Genomic DNA, 20978 nt, shown 5'->3' on the forward strand with positions numbered 1-20978 from the left:
GTCCAACTCCAGATCTCCGCCCTCCGAAAGTGAACGCCCACATGACGCAGACCGAGACGCCCCGGACCAGTCCCGACGAGGGCCGACACCGCGCGGTCGAGACCTGGGACGTCGTGGTGGTGGGCGCCGGACCCGGGGGGCTCACGTGCGGCGCCTACCTCGCCGCCAACGGCAAGCGGGTGCTCGTCCTCGAGGCCAACCAGGTCGTCGGCGGCAGCACCCAGGTCTTCCGGCGGGCGGGCAACAAGTTCGAGTTCGACGTCGGCACCCACTACGTCGGCGAGTGCGGCCCCGGCGGCCGGATGCAGACCGCGCTGTCGGGCCTGGCCCTCACCGAGCGCATCAAGTGGCTGCGCCAGCGCCCCGAGGGCCACTGCCAGATCATGGTCCCGGGCACGACGTTCCAGACCCCCACCGGCTGGGACACCTACCTCGACCGCCTGGTCGCCGCCTTCCCCGAGGAGGAGAAGGGGCTGCGCCGGTGCGTCAAGGTCATGCGCACCGTCGCTGCCGGCGAACGACCCATGGCGAGGCCGTTCGCGCTGCTGCGGTGGGGGGTGCGACCCATCACCACGCTGATGGCGGCCTGCGGGCTCAGCGCCGACGCCCAGGCGGTGATCCTGGCGGAGAACGGCGACTACACCTGGCCCCCGCACCGGACCCCCACCGCCATGCACGCCGGCTTCCTCCACCACTACCTGCAGGCCGGCGCCTACTACCCGCGAGGCGGTGGCCAGGTCATCGGCGCCCACCTCACCGACGTCATCTCCACCCACGGCGGCAGGGTCCGCACGAAGGCCCGGGTCGACCGGATCCTCATCGAGGACGGGCGCGCGGTCGGCGTACGACTCCACGGCGGTGAGGAGATCCGTGCCGGCGCGGTCGTGTCGGCGGCCGACTTCAAGAAGACCTGGGCGGAGCTGGTGGGCGAGCAGCACCTGACGCGCCGGCTACGGCGACGCCTCAAGAGCCTGGAGATGACGCTGCCGATGTTCGCGGTGTACGTCGCCCTCGACGTCGACCTGCGCGAGCGTGGCACGCCGCCGCTGGCGTGGGTGTGGCCCACGAACGACGTCGACGGCTACTACCGGGAGGTCGCGGCCGGGCGCTGTCCCGAGCTGATGCCGGTCGGAGTCAGCTGCCCGACGGCCAAGGACCCCGAGGGCACCCACTCCGCGCCCGAGGGCTACTCGACGCTCGAGCTGGTGAGCTGGGCACCGAAGGACCACGAGTTCTGGAACGTCACGTCCGAGCCCACCGACGGCAACGGCTACGGTCGCGACGAGCGCTACCTCGCGCTCAAGGACGAGCTGACCCAGCGGGTGCTCGACACCGCGGAGCTCCTGATCCCCGACATCCGTGAGCGCATGGTGTTCTGCGAGGCGTCCACCCCCATCACCCAGGAGCGCTTCACGCTCACCACCGACGGGTCCTGCTACGGCATCGCCCCGCTGCTGCGGAACCTCGGTCCGTTCCGCCCGCGCGTGGTCACCCACATCCCGGGGCTCTACCTCGCGGGGGGCAGCACGGAGCACATGTTCGGCATCAACGCGACCATCTGGGGAGGGATGGGCACCGCCGCTGCAGTCCTGGGACGCGACCTCGTCGGCGAGGTCCGGGAAGGGGCGGTCTTCGTGGACGAGTCGCGCCTGACCCCGCTCACCGACGACTTCGACCCGCTCCTCGCCTCCAAGCCCGGGTCCACCATCCGGCGCCCCGCCCGCCGCCGGCCGAGGGCGGCCGTCTCCGGCTGACAGGGCCCCCGGCTGACAGGGCCCCGGCTGACAGGGCCCCGGCTGACAGGCCCCCCGGCCGAAGTCATGACATTCGGCCCTGTCCCGGCGCCCGCGCCGTCCCTAGCGTTGGGGGCACGAGAGGGGGGACGTGCCGATGGCAGACGTGCTGGTACCCGACGTGCTGGTGGTCGACTCGCTGGTCCGCAGGTTCGGAGACCTGACGGCGGTCGACGACGTGTCGTTCCGGATCGCCCCGGGCGAGACCTATGGGCTCCTCGGTCCCAACGGGGCCGGGAAGACGACGACCATCTCGATGATCGCCGGCCTCATCGCCGCCGACGAGGGGACGGTGACGGTGGCGGGGGAGGCGATGACCCCACGGACCACTGCGCCCAAACGCCACCTCGGCCTGGTGCCCCAGGACCTGGCCATCTATCCCGACCTGACCGGTCGGGAGAACCTCACCCTCTTCGGCAGGCTCCAGGGACTGACTGGCAGTGAGCTCAAGTCCAGGGTGGGTGAGGTGCTCGAGCTGATCGGGCTGGCTGACCGGGCCAAGGACCGCAGCAAGGAGTACTCCGGCGGCATGAAGCGCCGGCTCAACATCGGCATCGGGCTGCTCAACCGACCCACCCTGCTGATCCTGGACGAGCCGACCGTCGGGGTGGACCCGCAGTCCCGCAACGCGATCCTGGAGTCGGTCGAGGCCCTCGCGGTCGAGGGCATGGCGGTGCTCTACACGACGCACTACATGGAGGAGGCCGAGCGGCTCTGCGACCGCATCGGCATCATCGACACCGGCCAGCTCCAGGCCGAGGGCACCCGCGACGAGCTGATCCGGCTCACCGGCGGCGTCGACACCATCCGGATCGGCGGGAGCGGTGACCTCTCCGGAGCGGCCCAAGAGCTGCGACAGCTTCCCGGCGTGGAGCGGGTCGACATCGAACGCCGGTCGGCGACGTTGACGGTCAAGGACGCCCCTGCCCTCGTCGCTCAGGTGGTCGGCACGGCGGCGTCGTACGGCGTGACGCTCTCCGACGTCGAGATCGCTCGGCCCGACCTCGAGTCGGTGTTCCTGCACCTCACCGGCAAGGCCTTGCGAGACTGACATGCGTCAGCTGCTGATCCTCGCCCTCGCCGACGTCCGTCAGCGGCTCCGCGACAAGTCGCTGTTCATCTTCGCGCTGGTCGTCCCACTGGCGCTGATGTTCGTCTTCAACCTGGTCTTCAGCGGCGTCGAGGACCTGGAGCTCGAACCCGTCAGCGTCACGGTCAGCGCTCCGGTCGGCGACAACCTCGCGCAGGTGGTCACCGACGTCGTCCGCGGGCTCGACGGGGCCGACGAGCTGGAGGTCACCGTCACCGAGGTCGACGCCGACACCGGGCGCCAGCAGGTGGAGGACGGCAAGGCCGCGATCGCGCTGCTGGTGCCCGACGGGTTCGGAGACGCAGCCCGGAGCGGGCAGCCGGTCACCGTCGAGGCGGTGCGTGGCGATGAGGCGGGGATCGAGGCGGACATCGTCCTGTCGGTGGTCGACGGCTTGTTGGCGGAGCTTGCGTCCGGCGCGGTCACCGCGCAGGCGGGACTGACCGAAGGGGTGCCCCACCAGGAGATCGAGGCGCTGGTGGCCGAGGCGACGACCGGAGGCCCGGCGTACGACCTGACCCGCGGTGAGACGTCCGACGAGCAGCTCGATGCGGGTGCCGCACTCGTGGCTGGCCAGGCGGGGCTCTTCCTCCTCTTCACTGTCGGCTTCGGCGTGACGAGCCTGCTGCTCGAGCGCGAGACCGGCACCCTGGCCCGGCTCCGGTCCATGCCGATGCCGAGGTGGGTGGTCGTCACGTCGAAGTCGCTGGTCAGCTTCCTGGTCGGGGCGGTGTCCACGTCGGTGTTGCTCGCTCTCGGCAGCGTCCTCTTCGACGCCGACTTCGGCTCGGTGCCGGCCGTCGCCGCGCTGGTCCTGTGCGCCGCGGCGGCAGGTACGTCGGTGATGTTCCTGGTCGTGCGGGTCGCCCGCACCAGCGAGCAGGCCAGCATCGCAACGTCGATCGTGGCGATAGTCCTCGGTATCGGAGGCGGTGCGTTCTTCCCGGTCAGTGCAGTCGGGTCCTTCTCGTGGCTTCTCGACCTCGGCCCCGTCGCCGCCTTCCTGCGGGGTCTCGGCATCACCTCCGGCGGTGGCGGCCTCCTCGACATCGGCACACCGGTGCTGATCATGCTCGGCTTCGCCGCTGCGATGGTGCTCGCCGCGCGCGTGGTCCCGGACAGGGGGGCGTTGTCATGAGGAACGTGCTGACGGTCGCCGGCGTGGAGCTCCGGCTCTTCCTGCGTGACCGGTCCAACCTCTTCTTCGTCTTCGTCTTCCCGCTGATGCTGGTGCTGATGATCGGCGCCCAGTTCGGCGAGGGAGCGCAGTCGGGCAGGGTCGCGGTGGCCGGTCCGGACTCCAGCCTGCGGACCGCGCTCGTCGAGGCTCTCGAGTCCGACGACGTGGTGGTGAGCGAGCCCGGCTGGGACAGCGCCCTGGAGCTGCTGGCCCGTGGGCGGCTCGACGTCGCCGTCCGGGTGGACGAGTCTGCCGCGGCGGCGTACGGCTCGGGGGACGCGTTGCAGCTGGAGGCGGTGCGCGGCTCGTCGGCCAACGCCCCGGTCGTCGAGCAGGAGGTTCGCACGGCGGTCGACGCCGTACGCGCCGGGCGCAGTCGGGTGCTCGCGCTGGAGGCTCACGGCGTGCCACCTGACCGTGCCGAGACGGCACTGGTGACGGCTGAGGGCCGGGCTAGCGCGCCCGTGCTCGAGGTGTCGTACGTCGACGAGCTGAGCCAGCAGTTCGAGGGTCTGGGGCAGTTCGACCTCGGAGCCTCCGGGCAGCTGCTGCTCTTCGTCTTCCTCACCTGCTTGGCCGGCTCGGCCACCCTCATCCAGGCGCGTCGTCTCGGCGTCGTGGCGCGGATGCTCGCGGGACCGATGACGGCCGGGCAGCTCGTCGCCGGCGAGGTGCTCGGGCGATGGGCGATCGGACTGTTCCAGGGCGGATACATCATGCTGGCGAGCAGCGTGATGTTCGGCGTCGGCTGGGGCAACCTGGGGCTCTCCCTGCTGGTGCTGGTGCTCTTCAGCCTGGTTGCCGCCGGTGCCGCGATCCTGCTGGGCACGCTGCTGGAGAACGAGGGAGCCGCGAGCGGAGCAGGGGTCGGCTTCGGCCTGGTGCTGGCCGCCCTCGGCGGCTCGATGATGCCGCTGGAGCTCTTCCCCGACACCATGCGAACAGTCGCCAACGTGACGCCGCACGCCTGGGCGTACGACGCCTTCGCCGAGATCCAGCGGCGCAGCGGCACGCTCCTCGACGTGCTGCCCCAGCTCGGCGTGCTGGCCGCCATGGCGGTGGTGCTCGCGGCGGCCGGGGCGTGGTCGCTGCGCCGGAGCCTGGCCCGGGCGATGTGACGCCTCGACCTCAGTCGGTCGGACCCATCCGGGAGTCGCGGATCAACCGGGACACGAGGGTCTGGCCGGTCTCGATGGTGTCGTTGAGGGTGCGCAGGCCGAGCTCGTGGTTGCCGGACTCCAGCGCCCACTTGGCGGCGGCCATGCCCTGCAGCAGGGAGTCGTTGACCTCCACCGCCTGGCGGTGGAGCAGCTCGCGCTCGCGCTGGTGGAGACGCGCCCACTCCGCGCGCCGGAGACGGTCCGAGGCGTCGCCGAGCAACAGCCCGGCGAGGAGGATCGGCACCACCCGGGCAGCCCATCCGAGCGGGTTGAGGTCGACGCCCGCGACCAGGACCCACAGGACGAGGAGGGTGATGGACAGGCCTGCGGCGATGACCCCGGCCACGCGTCCCCAGGCCATGGCGCTCAGGCTCGTGGGCACGACGTAGAGCAGCGTGACACCGACGGAGGCGTCAGCGCCCAGCCAGATGCGCAGGACCGTGATGAGCACGAACATCATGGCCACCCCCACCAGGGCCAGGCCCGGTCGGCGGCTGAACCACGGCTGGTACGGCGTGGGCGCCGGCGGCTCGCTCATGGGACGACCACGGGCAGCACTGGCTGGCGCGGGTGGTTCTGGGACATGGGTTCGCCTCCTCCTCGACGAGGTTAGGCGAGGTCGAGCCGGCGCCACAGGGACGTTCGACCCCTTGAGAGGTGACTTCGGGATCCGCTTCGCCCGCGCCGGACCGCTGCGGACGAATGGGCGGCGGGCGAATGGGAGGCCCGGCATCGGGTACCACCCCGGCTCCCAACCCGAGGAGGAGCAGACGATGGTGGTCCGCAGTGCCGTGAGCCTTGCCGTACGACAGACCGAGGAGCTGGTCCTGCACCCGCGCCGCGCTGCCGGGCAGCTGGTCGCCGAGGTGGGCGGCGTGGTCAGCGGGGTCGCCGGCACGCTCGTGGGTGTGGGGGACGCCCTGGTGGGCCGGGTGCTGAGCACGCTCACCTCGACCGATCCCACCTCGATGGACCTCGCAGCGCCCAGCCACACCACCGCCGACCCGGCCCGCGCGGTTGATCCGGAGGACCTCCTGGACCGCCCCGGCCCCGTGCCGCCGGAGCTGCTCGAGGGAGCAGCGACCCCGGCGCCGCGTCCGGCCCCGCCGCGCGCGCGCCGTACCGCCCGCAAGGTGGGTGAGGAGATCAGGACACCGTCGGGGATCCCGGCGGCCGGGCCCGGGCTCAATCCCTCCACCGGCGAGACCGACCTCGTGCAGCCCGGCACCGAGCCGATCATGGACCCCGCGACGACGAAGGCCGTCGCCGCGGAGGCGCGGATGATGCGGCGAGCGGCGTCCACCGACAAGTAGACGGATCCTTGCGGTTGCTGACGGTCGGCCACGGCAACCTGCCGCAGGCCGACTTCGCAGACCTGCTCACCGGTGCGGGCGTGGACACCCTCGTCGACGTACGCCGCTTCCCGGGTAGCCGACGCAACCCCCACTTCGGCACTGACGCGATGTCCGGGTGGGTCGAGGAGGCCGGGGTCGCCTACCGGCTCGAGCAACGCCTCGGTGGCCGCCGGAGGGTGGACCCCGACCAGCGTGACGCCGACCCGTGGTGGAAGGTCGAGGCGTTCCGGGCCTACGCGGCCCACACCCGGTCCGAGGAGTTCGCCGCGGGGATGGGCGAGCTTCTCGAGGTGGCGCGACGCGGGACGGCCGCTGTGATGTGCAGCGAGAGCGTGTGGTGGCGCTGCCACCGGCGCCTCGTCAGTGACGTCGCCGTGCTGCTCCACGGCGTCGAGGTGCTGCACCTGGCGCACTCGGGCAGGCTCACGCCGCACGTCCCCGCCGCCGGGGCGCGCGTCACCGAGGACGGCCTGCGCTACGACGTCCTGCAGGAGTGATCCCGGCCGGTCAGCGGCAGGGGAGGGAGCCCAGTAGCGCCAGGCCGGTCAGGTCGCCCGGGCCGAATTCGGTCTGCCCGTCGTTGCTGGCGAACATCAGCTCCATGGGCTCGTTGACGTGGCCCAGCCCCACGAGGTGGGCGACCTCGTGCACCACGAGCGCCTCCATCACACGGGGAGACTGGGCGATGGTGGCCTGGGTGAAGGCGTCGGTGTCGAGGACGACGCCTCCGGTGACGTAGTAGCTGCCCTGCGACCCGTCGTCGGACGCGGACCCGCCACCGAGGCCCACCACCTGGCCGCCGAGCTCGGGCACCTCGCTGTCGTCCGCCCAGCCGATCACGACCGGTCGAGCGCCGAACGCGGCGACCTCCCCGGTGAACGGCCTGCGGTCGGTGTCCCCGACGTCCTCGAAGGCCAGGCCGGTCACCGCGGAGACACGCTCGAGGGCGCGTTCGACCAGGTCCCGGCCGCCCGCGGGCTCCCCGTCAGGGTTGACGGCGTAGCGGATCGTCTCGCAGGGGTCCCAGCCGACCGGGTCGGTCGAGCCCGGCTGGGTCATCGCGAACGCGAAGTCGCCGCTCGTCGGCGGAGCCGGGGGAGCGGGCAGGACGCGCTCCGGGGTCACTCCCAGCGTGCTCCGCAGCGAGCGGAACGCGTCGTCGGGACCGATCGCCAGCCCTGCACCCACCAGGACCAGCAGGAGCACGGCGACCGTGGCACCCGGGAAGCGGGTGCGGTCGAGGGCTGGCACGGCGTCGAGTATGGGGGCAACCGCTGCTCGGAGTCCCGGGATCCGGGTTCACCGCCGGACGTTCGACGAGATCGGTGTCATCTCCATGGATTCCCCGTGGATTCCGCGCAGGCGCGCGTCGCTCCCGCTGGACGGGCGCGGTCGGGTGCAGCATGCCCGACGCGTGACACGGGCCGGCGCCAGGACTGGGCGCAAGGACCGGCCGCGAGGACTGGGCGGGTCCGGTTGTGGGGGCCGGGCCCGTCCGCTCCGCGGGCGGGGGTCGTCAGGTCACCTGTCGCCACAGCGCGAGGTTGGCCTCGACCGCGCCGCAGTAGCGGGCACGTGCGTCGCTGCCGAGGGAGCGGAGGCCGGCCAGGGTCGTCGCCATCTCCTCGAAGGACCCACGCCACCTGGTGACGAAGTGCCCGTGGGCTTCGCCCGAGAGCCCCGACCAGTCCTGGTGCAGACGTCGGTGGGTGGCCTCGAGGGCGGCTGCCTGGTCGGCCAGGGCGCGACCGCACGCATCCATCGCAGCGACCACGGCGGCAAGCTCGTCGATGTCGATGTCGATGTCGACGTCGACGTCATGGCTCGTCATCCCAGCCGGCCCTGGAGGTGTGCGTGCTCCTCGGCGCGGTCGCGGTCGGCCGAGACCAGCTGGTCGCGAGCGTGGCGCAGCGCGGCTGCGCTCGAGGCAAGCGTCGTGACGGCCTCGTCGGCGCCGGCGGCCCACCTCTCCCAGAGGCGCGCGAACCTCGCTGCGGCCTGGCCGTGCCACGACGCGAGGAGGGACTCGACCGCGGAGTCGACCTCTGCGCGACGAGCCCCTATCTGGTCAGCCCGGCCCTCGACCTCGTCGGCGCCGGAGGACAGCTGGGCCGGGTCGAGCCGGATGTCGAGCGGGATCTCCATGCCCCTGATGCTTCCCGCTCGCGCACTCTCGCGGAACCCGCCCTCGGCGATCTGTGGACAACCGTGCCGGGCCCTCGGCGCGGAAGCCGCTGTCCGCCCGGGCCGTCGGTCACGGTTCCCTACAGTGACGGGATGCACCTGGACGGCACCCAGTTCTCGGAGTTCACCGACGGGCTCGACTTCCCGATGTACGTCGTCACGGTCGCCCGAGGCGTGGAGGCGGCGGACCGCTCCGGCTGCCTGGTCGGGTTCGGCAGCCAGGTGAGCCTGGACCCCCCGCTCTTCCTGGTGTGCCTGTCGAAGAAGAACCACACCCACTCCCTTGCGGTGGAGGCGGAGGTGCTCGCCGTCCACCTCCTGGCGGAGGACGAGCGCGAGCTGGCCGAGCTGTTCGGCGGAGAGACCAGGGACGAGGGGGTCGACAAGTTCGAGCGGTGCGCCTGGCGCTCCGGTCCGGGTGGCGTGCCCGTGCTGGACGAGTGTCCACGGGTGCTCGTGGGGCGCGTGGGGCAACGCCTCGAGCTCGGCGACCACACCGGCTTCGTGCTGGAGCCGCTCTCGCTCGTCGTGCGCGACGGTCAGCCGGGCCTGACCTTCCACGACGTCGAGGACATCGATCCCGGACACCCCGGCTGAGGACGTCGGTGAACAATCCGAGACAAGGGGTGGTGTTGCGGGTGTTGCCGGTGGGACACTCCCTGACCGGAGATCCTCTCCTTACACCCCCGAAGCATCAGTTCAGCGAAAACGCCACGGAATGTCGCGAGACTCTTTAGGTTGAGACTCGCCTCGGCACCCCGAGGAGACTTGCTGTCCAAACACTCGCGAGGCAGACATGACAAAGGACGCCGTCCGGGCCGGATCGGGATCCGGCCTTTCGGTCGCTGGGTGGCCACTGCGCCGCAAGATGGCGCTCGCCCTGGCCATTCCGCTGCTCCTGGCAGCCACGCTCGGTGGCCTGCGCGTGGCGAATGACCTCGTCGAGTCGAGCAACTCCTCCACCAGCGCCAACCAGGTGACCGTCATCCGGCCCGCCGTGGACTACCTCAGCGCCGCGGAGACCGCCATGGTCGCCGCCCAGGGTGCAGGGTCCACGAGCCAGGGCGACCTGATCGACGCGATCGACGACATCGTCTCCAACGCCGACGAGCTCGAGGACGTCGCAGCAGACGCCGACCTCACCGACCGCCAGGCCGAGCAGGTCTCGGCGATGCTCGACCTCAGCCAGGCGATGCGTGGCGAGGACGCCCGCACCCTCGGCCCGGCCACCTGGGTCGCCCAGGTCCGCCAGCTCGAGTCCAGCGTCAACCAGCTCATCTCCAGCCTCAACGCTGCCCAGAACACTCCCGAGCCTCGCCTCGAGCAGCTCTCCCAGGCCGTGAGCGGCCGGATGTCGCTGGCCATGCAGCAGGCACTCGTCGCCAACAGCGACCGCGCGCAGTCCGGGTCCCAGGAGCTCTTCTCCGAGATCGGCGTCGAGGCGGCCGCCATCGACCGTCTCGCAGCCGCCCTGGGCGAGGAGCCGGCGGTCAACGAGCTCCGCAGCGCCAACACCCAGCACGCCGGAGCCGTCCGCGACGACTCGGCCACCGACCTGGGTGGACGCGACGCCTACCTGCCCTACGACGACATCATCGACAAGCTCGTCTCGGGCGTGGCCAGCTCGCTGGACGCCGCTGCCGCCGACGCACGCCGCAGCGCCCTCATCGGCGCCCTGCTCACCCTCGTCGCCCTGGCGGCGGCCGTGCTGCTCGCGGTCGTCATCGCCCGCTCCCTCCTCGAGCCGATCGGCCGGGTCCGCGAAGGCGCCCTGGCCGTCGCACGCCACCGCCTGCCCGACGCGGTCGCCAAGATCCGCGCCGGCGAGGAGCCCGAGCCGATCCAGACGATCGACGTCCACACCAACGAGGAGGTCGGCCAGGTCGCACGGGCCGTCGACGACCTCCACCGCCAGGCGCTGCACCTCGCGGCCGGTGAGGCCCAGCTCCGCCAGACCGTGAACGCCATGTTCGTCACGCTCTCGCGGCGCAGCAACTCCCTGGTCAACCAGCAGCTCGCCCAGATCGAGCGGCTCGAGCAGGACGAAGAGGACCCCAAGCGCCTCGAGAGCCTCTTCCGCCTCGACCACCTCGCCTCGCGCATGCGCCGTACCGCCGACTCGCTGCTCATCCTCGCCGACGCGCCGAACCGCTCGGCCGGGCAGTTCAGCCTCACGGTGGGCGAGTCGCTGCAGGCAGCCACCTCCGGTGTGCAGGACTACCAGCGGGTGCAGATCCTCTCCCACCTGAGCACCCGTGTGAGCGAGGACGCTGCGGCCGACCTGGTCCACCTGCTCACCGAGCTCGTGGACAACGCGCTCACCTTCTCCCCGCCCGCCGAGCCGGTCCGACTGGACGCCAAGCTCGGTGCCGACGGGGCCACGATCACCGTGACCGACTCCGGCCTGGGCGTGCCCGCGGCCGAGCTCGAGTCGCTCAACGACGACCTCGCCGTCGGCTCCGAGGCGACGCCCGACACGGCCCGACGCATGGGTCTCTTCGTGGTCTCGCGGCTCGCCCGCCGCCACGGCATCCAGGCCAAGCTGGTCAGGAACCCTCGAGGCGGCATGACGGCCTCGATCCTCCTGCCGCCGGCCATCCTGCCCGAGCTGCCCCAGCCTGCCGCCGCGCCCGCACCCGCTGCGGCTGTCGCCTCGGCCCCCGCCGAGTCTGCCGAGGCAGAGGACAAGGCCCGCCGGACCCGGGCGGACAAGGCGGCCGAGAAGGCCGCCGCGAAGGCCGAGGAGAAGGCAGCCAAGGAGGCCGTCGAGGCACGGGCCAAGGAGGAGGCAGCCGCTCGCGAGGCACGCGCCGCGCAGGCCGCTGCAGCCACGGCTGCTGCCGCCGCGACGCCGAGCGCTCCGTCTGCCGGAGACCCCGACCGCCCGCCGTTGGAGTCGCTGCTCCCGCGTCGCGAGCCCGGCGCCAACCTCCCGCGCACCGGCGCGGAGGCGTTCCTCCCGCCCGAGACGTCCAGCGCCAGCGGACCCCTCTTCGGTAAGAAGGCCGCCTCGCCGGCGCCGGAGGCCTCCGACGACGAGCCCGCCGCCGAGGGTGGCGAGACCGCCGACCAGCGCGTCGCCCGCGTCGTACCCATCACTGCCCTGGCCGCTCGCCAGCGTGCGCAGGCCGAGCTGGAGGCAGCCGAGGCCCAGGCGGACGAGGCTGTCGAGGAGGAGCCGGCCGAGGACCCTGTCGTCGAGTCGCCTGCCGACGAGCCCGTCGAGGAGCCTCTCGCCGAGGAGCCCGTCGTCGAGGAGCCTGTCGCCGAGGAGCCTGTCGCCGAGGAGCCCGTCGAGGAGCCCGTCGAGGAGCCGGTGGCCCACCAGCCCCGCGCCCACGACCCGCTCAGCGACCCGCTGCCAGTCGAGGACGAGCCTGCCGCAGCCGTCGAGCCCGAGCCGGAGCCGGAGCCCGAGCCGGAGCCGGAGCCGGAGCCGGAGCCGGAGCCGGAGCCGAGCGCGTTCATCGAGGACGAGATCGAGGTCGACGCTGCTGACCCGCTCGGCCTGGGCCGCCCCGCCGTGACCCAGGAAGCCGAGCCGGAGCCGGAGCCGGTCGCCAGCGAGCCCGAGCCCGAGCCTGAACCTGAGCCTGAGCCCGAGCCGGTCGCGACCGAGCCCGCCGCTCGTGCCACCGAGCCCGAGACGGGTCTGGGTGCTGGTCTCGCCGACCTGGTGCGCAGCTCCTCGGGCGGTCCCAACGTCCCGACGGTCCCGGCCGCCGACGGCCTTCCCGCCGACGGCCACGCGGCCGACGGGCTGGCTGCCGGCCTGGCAGGTGGCCTGGCGGGTGGCCTTCCGAGCCGGACCCCCGGGGCCGCGGCCGAGATCAACCGCGACATGCCCGGGCTGCCTCCCGCGCCCGAGCCGGCACGTGCCGGTGGCGAGTCCCCCATCTTCAAGTCGATGCGTTCGGGGTGGCTGGCCGCCGAGGGCAAGGGCGAGTGGCACCAGACCGAGGTCGACCGTGGCTGGGAGATCGCCGAGACCGTGGCCGAGGAGGCTCCCGTCGCGGAGTCGACGAGTGCAGGACTTCCCGTACGACAGCCCGGATCCCGCCTGGTTCCGGGTAGCGTGACCCCACCGACAGAAGCCAAGGTGCGCGACCCTGAAGCCATCCGACGGCGACTCTCCGCCCACCGCGCGGGTGTCGCTCGAGGGCGACAGGCAGCCAACAGTTCCTCTCAGCACACGGAAGCAGGCCCAGCATGAGCTACGAATCCAGCAGCCCGGCCGGTGAGAACGCCACGGGCGACGAGCGCGACCTCGACTGGGTGATGTCGCGCTTCGTCGAGGAGGTCCCGGACGCCGCACACGCGATCCTGGTCTCCGCCGATGGTCTTCTCATGGCGTCGAGCACCAGCATCCCCGGCGAGCGTGCCGAGCAGGTGGCGGCCGTGTCCTCCGGCCTCGCGAGCCTGGCCGTGGGAGCAGCTCGCCTGTTCGAGGGCGGCTCGGTGATGCAGACCATCGTCGAGATGGAGATGGGCTTCCTGATGCTCATGAGCGTCGGTGACGGCTCCAACCTGACCGTGCTGACGACGGAAGAGGCCGACATCGGCCAGGTCGGCTATGAGATGGCCCTGCTGGTCGACCGTGTCGGTCGTACCGTCGAGGCCCAGGCCCGCGTCGGTGCGGGCAACTGATACGGAGTCGTCATGACACCCCCTGACGCACCGGACATGGACGAGGCTCCGCGGCCTCGCCTCATCCGGTCATACACCATCACCGCAGGACGGACGTCGACCTCCATCGAGCTCCCGATGGAAGCCACCCTCCGACTGCAGCCGGGCGTGGACTCGCCCGTCCTGGGCCACGCTGCGGTCCAGGTCCTCGAGGTGTGCGACCGGCGTTCCGTCGCAGAGGTCTCGGCGTTGACGAAGATGCCGATCGGTGTGACCCGGGTGCTCCTGGGTGACCTGATCGAACAAGGCCTGATCCGCATCCAGGCGACCATCACCGAGAAGACGTCGAATGATGAGCGTCTGGAGCTCATCGAAAGGACCCTCCGTGGACTACGAAACTACTAAGGCGCAGCGCCAGGCGGCCTCGACGAAGATCGTCATTGCCGGCGGCTTCGGCGTCGGCAAGTCCACCCTCGTGGGAGCGGTCTCCGAGATCGACCCGCTGCGGACCGAGGCGCTGGTGACCAACGAGTCGGAGGGCGTCGACGACCTCGCCGCGGTGCCGACCAAGGCGACCACGACCGTCGCCATGGACTTCGGCCGCCTCACCCTGGCCGAGGACCTCGTCCTCTACCTATTCGGCACGCCCGGTCAGCGACGGTTCTGGTTCATGTGGGACGACCTGTGCCGCGGTGCCATCGGCGCCATCGTGCTGGTCGACGTGGCGCGGCTCGACGAGTCGTTCTCCCCGCTCGACTACTTCGAGTCCAAGGGCATCCCGTTCATCGTGGCGGTCAACCAGTTCGACGGTGTGCCGCGCTACCCCGCCGAGGAGATCGCCGCTGCGTTGGCCCTCTCCCCGGACATCCCGATCATCACCATCGACGCCCGCGACCGCGAGTCGGCCAAGGGTGCCCTCGTGCGCATCACCGAGTACGCCCTCACGCGCCTGCGCGAGTCGCTCACCGTGAACGCCAACTGACCCTTCCACCCGCGATCCCGAACGCGACACCAAACCCCGCGCGGACCGATCCAGCGCGACCTCACTTGAAGGTGACCTGACACATGACCCCCGTGAGTCCTGCCCTGAACCGCCCCCGATCCCGCACCCGCACCGGGCTGGCGACGCTGGGCGTGGCGCTCCTCGTGGCCCTGACCGGCTGCGGCGGCGACGCCGCAGGCCAGTCGGGCGACACGCTGCGCGACCAGGACCTCGTCTTCGAGAACGCCCTGACGGTCTGCTCCGACATGCCCTACGAGCCGTTCGAGTACCTCGAGAACGGCCAGCCCACCGGGTTCGACATCGACCTGGTGCGCCCCATCGCCGAGAAGCTCGACGTCCAGCTCGACGTGATCGACGTGACCTTCGACGACATCACCTCGGGGACGGTCCTCAACGAGGGCCAGTGCGACCTGGCGGTCTCGGCCATCACGATCTCCGGCGAGCGGGCCCGCGTGCTCGACTTCTCCAGTCCCTACTTCGCCTCCAAGCAGGCACTGGTCGCTCCGCAGTCCTCCGGGCTGTCCTCGCTCGAGGCCCTGGCCGGGCAGCGGGTGGGCGTCCAGGCCGACACGACCGGCGAGACCTTCCTGCGCGACTTCGCACCCCAGGGCACCAAGATCGTGCCCTTCGGCGACGCGGCCGAGCTGACCTCCGCGCTGACCGACGGCGGCATCGAGGCGGCGATCTTCGACAACACCGTCTCGAACAAGATCGTCGAGGACAACCCCGGCATGAGCGTCATGAAGGAGTTCGACACCGGCGAGCAGTACGGCATGGCGGTCCAGAAGGACGGCAACATCCCGCTGCTCCGCACGATCAACGACGTGCTGGCCGAGCTGCGCGCCAACGGCGAGTACGACAAGATCTACAAGAAGTACTTCTGACCTGCGGCTGCAGGCCAGCGCACCTCAGCGCTGGAGCAGCAACAGCCCCACCACGGTCGGGAGCAGGCCGACCAGCAGCCACGGGCTGAGCAGGCGGCGGCCGTGGATGGCCAGGCCGACGACGACGGCGAGCACCCCGAAGGCTCCCGCGATCACGCAGAGGCCGACGCGCGCCCCGGGCTGGGGGTCGTCGATGGTGAGGGCGGCCAGGACGATCCCGCCCGCCAGGTGCCCGATGGTCGTGACCGCGAGGACCGACATCACCCATCGCTGGACCCGGCTGAGCGACCTGTCCTCGCGGGCCTGGTCCCGCGCCGGCCGGGGAGCGTCGGGGTCCATCAGGTGGCGAGCGCGCCGTGGCGTGACGGTGGTGGGCGTGGCGGTGGCGGGTGTGGCGGTGGTGTCGTCCATGGCACTGCCCAGTATCCGCTCACGCAGGGGCAATCCGAATTCGAGACCACTGCCCGGGCCCTCACTGTCCCCGAGAGGAGGTCTCCCGGGGGATGGTCATCCCTGCGCGGCGGTGAGCCTGTCGAGCCGCTCGCGCAGCCGGGGGACCCGGTGGCTGTTGCCCTCGAGGGTGACGTACTGCTCGCCGAAGATCGCGAGCAGGGCGTCGTCGAGGCGGCGTACGGCGCCAGCGGGGTACTTGTAGCCCATCCGGGCGATGATCGCGTCTGCGTCGACCGAGGTGAGCAGCGCGTCCAGCTCGTCCAGCGAGGTGATCCCGAGCTCGCGCAGGAGCCCTGCGATCCAGCCGTAGTGGTCGGTGTGGGACCAGCCGGCCTCGCTGTAGTGGCCGGCGAGGAACTGGGCGAGCTCCTGTCCGGCGACCTCGTCGTCCCCTGCTGTCTCCGCGCCGGTGCCCGAGGTGACCTGCTCGGCGGCACCGGGACCGGTCGGCGCGGCCTCCTGGATGCGCGCGCGGATCGTGGCGAACTCGCGGTCGGCGAGCTCGATGAGGCCGGCCGCGAGGGTGAAGCGCCGGTCGAGGTCGGGGGCCGCCTCCTCCGGGACAGTTCCCTTGTAGCGGATGTCGTGCTCGAACTCGGCCCACGCGTGCTGGAGGACGGTGCGCAGCTGGACGCTGACCCGCTGGCTGAGCTCCGACCCGTGGGGCAGGCCCGCGGGGACGTCGAAGCTCGTCGCGCCGTTCAGGTGGGAGTCGGGCCGGTCGACACGGACGAGGAGGTGGCGGCTGGCGTAGCCGAACCGGCCGGCCCGAGCGGTCTCCTCGCCGAGGTCACGGTCGTCGAGGACGGTGAACTCGTCGTCGAGGAGCTCGGCGACCGCCGCGACGTCGCTCTGGACGTAGGTGATGACGCGCACGCCGACCACGTCGGTGATCTGCTCGAGCGGGTCGGGGTAGAGGACGCTCCCGTCGCGGGTGCGGTGGGCCTTCGCGGCGAAGGAGGCGACGCTCTTGGTGCGCCCGTCGACGCTCAGGTAGTCGATCCCGGCGTCGTCGAGGAGCGTGCGGATGAGGTCGACGTAGCGCCCGGTGACCGCTGTGAGGCCGGGCTGCATGGCGGCGTATGCGCGCACCGCCTCGTGCACGGGTTCCTGGTCGACCATGCCGCCAACCTAGGGGATGGGGCCGCGGTCAGGGGATGGGCACCGTCGGCGTCGCGGTCGGGGTGGGCGTGGGAGTCGGAGTGGGGGTGGGAGTCGGCGGCGTGGTGGGCGGCACGACGGGCGGCACGACGGGGACGACCGGGGGCAGCTCGCCGTGGTAGACGACACCCAGACCGTTGGGGACCAGCCGCTCCGAGCCGTCGGAGGGCTCGTTGATGAGGCCGAGCTGGCCGGTGGCGGTGCGACCCCACATGGTGGAGGAGCCGCCGCCGTCGAGGTTCAGCGCGTTCTCGGCGCCGAGGGCAGTCATCATGGTCGCCAGCTCGACCATCGTGTAACCCCGGGAGGACGTCGAGCGCCCGTCGATGACGAGGATGAGCAGCTTGCGGCCGTCGGCGTCGATGCCGATCGCCGTGCGGGGGTGGGCCAGGCGGTCGTTGACGACGGTGCGCACGCCGTTGACGAGGATCGGGCGGTCGCCGGTGATGGCGACGTCGGGGTTGGCGCCCTCGAGGCGCTTCCTGAACGTGATCCGCTTGCCGACGCGGAGGTTCTTGAGCTTGGCGGCGTAGCGGCCGGTGCCGATCAGGACCCTGTCCTTGCGATGGATCTTGCGACCCTCGGACAGCTTGAAGCGGTTGGACACGACGCGGTTCTTGCGGATGACCACCTCCCGGGCGCGGCGCTTGCCCTCGGTGACGGAGTAGCCCTTGGTGCGGCCCCACTCGTAGGTGTAGAGCCCGAGCTCGCCGTTGGGGATGCTCGGGATGTTGACCCCTGCGAGCGGCCAGCGCTGGCGCTGGCGGATCGTCCACTGCACCGAGACCGGGCCCATCCCTGGCTCGTTGCCGTTGAACCACATCGACATGTTCTCGGGGATCCACCCCTCGCTGGGCCCCTGGACGAGACCCTTCCCGCGACGCACGCCTACGCCGAGCGGCGCGCCGGTGTCGCTGATGTCGAAGAAGTCGCCGTTGACGGCCGCGATCGCGCCCTCCATGCTGCCGAGCGCCGAGACCGGCTTGCGGGCCGGGACGTACTTGGAGGCGAGGTACTCGAAGGAGATGTTCGGGGCGTCGAGGTTGACGGTCACCAGGTTGGCCCGCACCTGACCCACGGGCTGGCGTCCGTCGACCTGGTCCCACTCGCGCAGCGTGATGCCGGGAGCGATCTCGTAGGTCGCGTCGTTGCGGGCACTGCCCCGCACCGCGCGAAGGCCCGTGCGCCCGTCGACGTCGCCCGCCACGGGCGGACCGACCACGATGCCGGGGACGCCGTCGGAGGTCTGCCGGCGCGAGCCGGGCCGCTCGTCGATCGGCCGGGGGTCGATCGCGGGCCGGGCGCGGTCGTCCCGGGCGGCGTACGACGTGACGGCCGTCGAGGACTGCGCCGGGAGCGTTGCGACCGTCAGCGCACACGCGAGCGACGCCACGCTCGCGGTGACTGCGAGGCGGCGAGAGCCCAGACGGGGGCGGGAGGTGACGCGGGTGAGAACTGACACGCGCTCCACGGTAGGTCAGATCTGGGGCGGATGTGAATCGTGGGACTGGCGTGTCCCCGCCCGTAGGCTGCGGCCCATGCAGCGCAGCCGACCGTGGAACAGGTTCCTCGAGGGTGACAACCTCGACGTGCTGCCGACGCTGGAGCCGGGATCGGTCGACCTGGTCTACGCCGACCCGCCCTACAACACCGGCAACGGCTTCGCCTACGCGGACACGTTCGGCTCCCACCAGGCGTGGGTGGCGTTCATGCGACCCCGGCTCGACGCCGTACGACGGGTGCTCGCCGACCACGGGGCGGTGTTCGTCAGCATCGACGACCACGAGGTCGCCCACCTGCGCCTGCTGATGGACGAGGTGTTCGGCGAGGCCAACTTCCTCGCCCAGGTCGTCGTCAACCTCAACCCCAAGGGCCGACAGCTCGGACGCGGCTTCGCCACCAGCCACGAGTACCTCCTGGCCTACGCCCGTGACCTGCGGCGGTGCGTCCTCGATGCGAGCTCGCCCGACACCGTCGACGCGGGGGACTTCCCGCTCGAGACCGAGGACGGCCGCCGGTTCCGCCACCTCCCGCTGCGCAACACCAACAAGAAGTTCAACCCCGTCACCGCGCCGACGCTGCACTTCGCGCTGTACGGCGACCCGGTCGGCGGCCGCGTCGGCACGGCTCCGTTCGCCGGGAGCGTGGAGGTGACCCCGGTCTTCGGCGACGGCCGGCCAGCGGTCTGGCGGTGGTCGCGGCCGCGGATCGAGGAGCGCCCCGACGACCTGGTCTGCCGGATCGTCAAGGGCCGGGGCGGCGAGCGCGCCGACGTCTTCCAGCGCGACTGGCTGCACCGCGACGGCGGACGGCGCAAGAAGCTCCGCACGATCTGGCTGGCCGAGGAGGTGGGCTCGACCGACACCGCGGTCGCCGAGCTCAAGCACCTCGTCGGGCACGTGTTCGAGTCGCCGAAGCCGACGGGGCTGGTGCGTCGGATCCTGGCGACCATGCCCCACGACGTCGTCGTGCTCGACCCGTTCGCGGGGAGCGGGACGACGGGGCACGCCGTCGCGCTGGCCAACGCAGCCGATGGCGGCACGCGTCACTGCATCTCGATCAACTCGTCGGAGCCGACCCGTCCCGGCTCCAACGCCCACCTGGCCGGGCTGGCCACGGTCGCGGACATCACCCGCACCCGACTCACGGCCGTGGCCGAGCAGGTGGGCGGGGGACTGGCGCTCAGCTGACGCCGGCAGCCTTCTCGAGGGCGGCCAGCTCGTCGTCGAGGTGGGTCAGCATCCGCTGGAGCGAGGGCAGGGTGCGCCGGCAGCCGGTGAGGCCGAAGCACATCTTGCCGTCGTAGGAGGCGCACGTGATGTTGAGCGCCATCCCGTTGATCGGGATCGACAGCGGGTAGGTGCCCGTCATCCTGGCGCCGTTGAAGTAGTGGGTCGTCCGTGGGCCGGGGACGTTGCTGATGATGACGTTGAAGGGCGGGTGGGGCATGTTGACCCCGAGCATCGGGAGCAGCGAGGGGGCCATCCCGAGCGCGCTCATCGCCAGGATCTGGGTGGGCGACATCGCCGCGAGCGCTGACTTGCCGGTCTTCATCGACGTGTGGACAGCGCGGAGCCGGTCGGCGGGGTCGGCCAGGTGGGTGCCGAGCTGCACCATGACCGCTCCCACGGCGTTGCCGCCCTCCGCGGAGGCGACGTCGGCCTGCTTGGCGTTGAGCCCGACCGGGACCATCGAGACCAAGGTGGTGTCGGGGAGCGCGTCGAGGTCGAGCAGGTAGGACCGCAGCGCCCCGCTGCACATGGCCATCACGACGTCGTTGATGGTCGTGCCGGTGGCCTTGCCGACGGCCCGGAGCCGCTCGACGGGCCAGTCCTGGGCGGCGAAGCGGCGCGACCCGGTGATCGACTGGTTGAAGATCGTGCGCGGGGCGAAGAGCGAGAGTGCGGAGGTGTCGTTGCGCAGGCTGCGGTTGAGGGTGCTGATCAGGGCCTTGGGCAGCCCGGCCGCCTCGGCGGCGATCAGCGCCGCGGAGTGCAGCGCGGCGGCAGGCGCCTCGGTCCACTCGACCTGGCGTGGCTCCCGCTCCCGCTCCGGGGGGCGCACGGACCACGGCGGCGGCAGGTCGCGTCGGTCGGGGTCGGTCGTGAGCACGCTCTGGAGCAGGCGCATGGCGGAGACGCCGTCGACCAGCGAGTGGTGGGTCTTGGTGTACATCGCCACGCGACCGTCGCGCAGGCCCTCGATGACGTGGGACTCCCACAGCGGGCGCTCCCAACCCAGCCGCTGGCCGTGGAGGCGGGAGCACAGGTCGAACAGCTCCCGGATCCGGCCCGGCTTGGGCAGGGCGCTGTGGCGCACGTGGTGAAGGATGTCGAAGTGCTCGTCGGGCACCCACACCAGCTGGCCCGCCGTACGGAGCGAGCGGTGGGGGTGCTTGAGGAAGAGCGGGGCGATGTCGTCGGCGTGCGACATCGTCTCGTAGAGCTCGGTCGCGTAGTGGCGACCGGCTCCCTCGGGCTTCTCGAACAGCTGCAGGGCTCCGACGTGCATTGGCTGGGTTCGGCGCTCGGCGAGGAGGAAGGCGGCGGACGTCGGGTCGATCAGGTTGACCACGTGGTTCCTCTCGCA

21 protein-coding genes are annotated in these 20978 nt (G+C 71.6%); 13 read left to right on the top strand and 8 right to left on the bottom strand.

The window, feature by feature from the left end; genetic code table 11:
- Window positions 1-41 precede the first annotated feature (41 nt).
- The 4 genes from EXE58_RS11975 (at window position 42) to EXE58_RS11990 (ending at window position 5181) form a co-directional block, all read left to right on the top strand.
- The gene (locus EXE58_RS11975) at window positions 42-1754 is read left to right on the top strand and encodes a phytoene desaturase family protein (RefSeq protein ID WP_135268102.1); all 1713 of its coding nucleotides are present in this window, start codon (window positions 42-44) and stop codon (window positions 1752-1754) included.
- Window positions 1755-1890: 136 nt separating this feature from the next.
- A complete protein-coding gene (locus EXE58_RS11980) occupies window positions 1891-2844 on the top strand; it encodes an ABC transporter ATP-binding protein (RefSeq protein ID WP_135268103.1) in 954 nt (317 codons plus the stop codon).
- 1 nt (window position 2845) lies between these two features.
- A complete protein-coding gene (locus tag EXE58_RS11985) occupies window positions 2846-4021 on the top strand; it encodes an ABC transporter permease (protein ID WP_135268104.1) in 1176 nt (391 codons plus the stop codon).
- Window positions 4018-5181, top strand: coding sequence for an ABC transporter permease (locus EXE58_RS11990; RefSeq protein WP_135268105.1), 1164 nt, complete (start codon window positions 4018-4020; stop codon window positions 5179-5181). Before EXE58_RS11985 ends, EXE58_RS11990 begins: the two co-directional genes overlap by 4 nt.
- Before the next feature lie 10 nt (window positions 5182-5191).
- Here EXE58_RS11990 and EXE58_RS11995 read toward each other — a convergent pair whose 3' ends face one another.
- Entirely contained in the window at window positions 5192-5761 is a 570-nt protein-coding gene (locus EXE58_RS11995) for a DUF4118 domain-containing protein (RefSeq protein ID WP_135268106.1), read from the bottom strand.
- A gap of 235 nt (window positions 5762-5996) precedes the next feature.
- Here EXE58_RS11995 and EXE58_RS12000 point away from each other — a divergent pair, with 235 nt between their 5' ends.
- Window positions 5997-6536 (top strand): hypothetical protein, encoded by a 540-nt coding sequence (locus EXE58_RS12000; protein ID WP_135268107.1) that lies wholly within the window; start codon window positions 5997-5999, stop codon window positions 6534-6536.
- An 8-nt stretch (window positions 6537-6544) separates the two neighbouring features.
- Window positions 6545-7075: a DUF488 domain-containing protein gene (locus tag EXE58_RS12005; RefSeq protein WP_244242193.1), complete on the top strand. Its 531-nt coding sequence runs from the start codon at window positions 6545-6547 to the stop codon at window positions 7073-7075.
- Between the two features lie 10 nt (window positions 7076-7085).
- Here the strand turns inward: EXE58_RS12005 and EXE58_RS12010 are convergent, their stop codons facing one another.
- The 3 genes from EXE58_RS12010 to EXE58_RS12020 all read right to left on the bottom strand — a co-directional run bounded on the left by EXE58_RS12010 (window position 7086) and on the right by EXE58_RS12020 (window position 8723).
- Entirely contained in the window at window positions 7086-7829 is a 744-nt protein-coding gene (locus EXE58_RS12010; protein WP_135268108.1) for a hypothetical protein, read from the bottom strand.
- A 265-nt stretch (window positions 7830-8094) separates the two neighbouring features.
- Window positions 8095-8409, bottom strand: coding sequence for a WXG100 family type VII secretion target (locus EXE58_RS12015; protein ID WP_135268109.1), 315 nt, complete (start codon window positions 8407-8409; stop codon window positions 8095-8097).
- Window positions 8406-8723, bottom strand: coding sequence for a WXG100 family type VII secretion target (locus EXE58_RS12020; RefSeq protein WP_135268110.1), 318 nt, complete (start codon window positions 8721-8723; stop codon window positions 8406-8408). The genes EXE58_RS12015 and EXE58_RS12020 overlap by 4 nt, the downstream gene beginning before the upstream one ends.
- A 132-nt stretch (window positions 8724-8855) precedes the next feature.
- Here EXE58_RS12020 and EXE58_RS12025 point away from each other — a divergent pair, with 132 nt between their 5' ends.
- From EXE58_RS12025 to EXE58_RS12050, 6 genes are all read left to right on the top strand, one after another.
- Entirely contained in the window at window positions 8856-9359 is a 504-nt protein-coding gene (locus EXE58_RS12025; protein ID WP_135268111.1) for a flavin reductase family protein, read from the top strand.
- A 199-nt stretch (window positions 9360-9558) separates the two neighbouring features.
- Window positions 9559-12975: a sensor histidine kinase gene (locus EXE58_RS12030; RefSeq protein ID WP_135268112.1), complete on the top strand. Its 3417-nt coding sequence runs from the start codon at window positions 9559-9561 to the stop codon at window positions 12973-12975.
- The gene (locus tag EXE58_RS12035) at window positions 12972-13409 is read left to right on the top strand and encodes a roadblock/LC7 domain-containing protein (RefSeq protein ID WP_135268113.1); all 438 of its coding nucleotides are present in this window, start codon (window positions 12972-12974) and stop codon (window positions 13407-13409) included. Before EXE58_RS12030 ends, EXE58_RS12035 begins: the two co-directional genes overlap by 4 nt.
- Window positions 13410-13445: 36 nt before the next feature.
- Entirely contained in the window at window positions 13446-13793 is a 348-nt protein-coding gene (locus tag EXE58_RS12040) for a DUF742 domain-containing protein (RefSeq protein WP_135268114.1), read from the top strand.
- The gene (locus EXE58_RS12045; RefSeq protein WP_244242194.1) at window positions 13774-14370 is read left to right on the top strand and encodes a GTP-binding protein; all 597 of its coding nucleotides are present in this window, start codon (window positions 13774-13776) and stop codon (window positions 14368-14370) included. Before EXE58_RS12040 ends, EXE58_RS12045 begins: the two co-directional genes overlap by 20 nt.
- Window positions 14371-14453: 83 nt before the next feature.
- Window positions 14454-15275, top strand: a complete 822-nt coding sequence (locus EXE58_RS12050) for an ABC transporter substrate-binding protein (protein ID WP_135268115.1) — start codon at window positions 14454-14456, stop codon at window positions 15273-15275.
- A 24-nt stretch (window positions 15276-15299) separates the two neighbouring features.
- On the opposite strand, the gene EXE58_RS12055 is transcribed toward EXE58_RS12050, so the two are convergent.
- The 3 genes from EXE58_RS12055 to EXE58_RS12065 all read right to left on the bottom strand — a co-directional run bounded on the left by EXE58_RS12055 (window position 15300) and on the right by EXE58_RS12065 (window position 18351).
- Entirely contained in the window at window positions 15300-15686 is a 387-nt protein-coding gene (locus EXE58_RS12055) for a hypothetical protein (protein WP_135268116.1), read from the bottom strand.
- A gap of 96 nt (window positions 15687-15782) precedes the next feature.
- Window positions 15783-16850 (bottom strand): GTP pyrophosphokinase, encoded by a 1068-nt coding sequence (locus EXE58_RS12060; protein ID WP_135268117.1) that lies wholly within the window; start codon window positions 16848-16850, stop codon window positions 15783-15785.
- Window positions 16851-16878: 28 nt separating this feature from the next.
- Entirely contained in the window at window positions 16879-18351 is a 1473-nt protein-coding gene (locus EXE58_RS12065; RefSeq protein ID WP_135268118.1) for a phosphodiester glycosidase family protein, read from the bottom strand.
- A gap of 76 nt (window positions 18352-18427) precedes the next feature.
- On the opposite strand from EXE58_RS12065, the gene EXE58_RS12070 reads away from it, so the two are divergent.
- Entirely contained in the window at window positions 18428-19579 is a 1152-nt protein-coding gene (locus EXE58_RS12070; RefSeq protein WP_135268119.1) for a site-specific DNA-methyltransferase, read from the top strand.
- Here EXE58_RS12070 and EXE58_RS12075 read toward each other — a convergent pair.
- Window positions 19572-20963, bottom strand: coding sequence for a WS/DGAT/MGAT family O-acyltransferase (locus tag EXE58_RS12075; protein ID WP_135268120.1), 1392 nt, complete (start codon window positions 20961-20963; stop codon window positions 19572-19574). The genes EXE58_RS12070 and EXE58_RS12075 overlap by 8 nt on opposite strands.
- Between the last annotated feature and the right edge of the window lie 15 nt (window positions 20964-20978).

It is taken from the genome of Nocardioides seonyuensis (assembly GCF_004683965.1).
Taxonomy (GTDB): domain Bacteria; phylum Actinomycetota; class Actinomycetes; order Propionibacteriales; family Nocardioidaceae; genus Nocardioides; species Nocardioides seonyuensis.

Excerpts from the sequence above, each read along its gene's own strand:
- EXE58_RS11980 (WP_135268103.1), top strand. The coding sequence starts at position 1,891 with ATGGCAGACGTGCTGGTACCCGACGTGCTGGTGGTCGACTCGCTGGTC.
- EXE58_RS11975 (WP_135268102.1), top strand. The coding sequence starts at position 42 with ATGACGCAGACCGAGACGCCCCGGACCAGTCCCGACGAGGGCCGACAC.
- EXE58_RS12025 (WP_135268111.1), top strand. The coding sequence starts at position 8,856 with ATGCACCTGGACGGCACCCAGTTCTCGGAGTTCACCGACGGGCTCGAC.
- EXE58_RS12055 (WP_135268116.1), bottom strand. The coding sequence starts at position 15,686 with ATGGACGACACCACCGCCACACCCGCCACCGCCACGCCCACCACCGTC.
- EXE58_RS12060 (WP_135268117.1), bottom strand. The coding sequence starts at position 16,850 with ATGGTCGACCAGGAACCCGTGCACGAGGCGGTGCGCGCATACGCCGCC.
- EXE58_RS12015 (WP_135268109.1), bottom strand. The coding sequence starts at position 8,409 with ATGACGAGCCATGACGTCGACGTCGACATCGACATCGACATCGACGAG.
- EXE58_RS12050 (WP_135268115.1), top strand. The coding sequence starts at position 14,454 with ATGACCCCCGTGAGTCCTGCCCTGAACCGCCCCCGATCCCGCACCCGC.
- EXE58_RS11995 (WP_135268106.1), bottom strand. The coding sequence starts at position 5,761 with ATGAGCGAGCCGCCGGCGCCCACGCCGTACCAGCCGTGGTTCAGCCGC.
- EXE58_RS12040 (WP_135268114.1), top strand. The coding sequence starts at position 13,446 with ATGGACGAGGCTCCGCGGCCTCGCCTCATCCGGTCATACACCATCACC.
- EXE58_RS12030 (WP_135268112.1), top strand. The coding sequence starts at position 9,559 with ATGACAAAGGACGCCGTCCGGGCCGGATCGGGATCCGGCCTTTCGGTC.
- EXE58_RS12070 (WP_135268119.1), top strand. The coding sequence starts at position 18,428 with ATGCAGCGCAGCCGACCGTGGAACAGGTTCCTCGAGGGTGACAACCTC.
- EXE58_RS12000 (WP_135268107.1), top strand. The coding sequence starts at position 5,997 with ATGGTGGTCCGCAGTGCCGTGAGCCTTGCCGTACGACAGACCGAGGAG.
- EXE58_RS11990 (WP_135268105.1), top strand. The coding sequence starts at position 4,018 with ATGAGGAACGTGCTGACGGTCGCCGGCGTGGAGCTCCGGCTCTTCCTG.
- EXE58_RS12035 (WP_135268113.1), top strand. The coding sequence starts at position 12,972 with ATGAGCTACGAATCCAGCAGCCCGGCCGGTGAGAACGCCACGGGCGAC.
- EXE58_RS11985 (WP_135268104.1), top strand. The coding sequence starts at position 2,846 with ATGCGTCAGCTGCTGATCCTCGCCCTCGCCGACGTCCGTCAGCGGCTC.
- EXE58_RS12020 (WP_135268110.1), bottom strand. The coding sequence starts at position 8,723 with ATGGAGATCCCGCTCGACATCCGGCTCGACCCGGCCCAGCTGTCCTCC.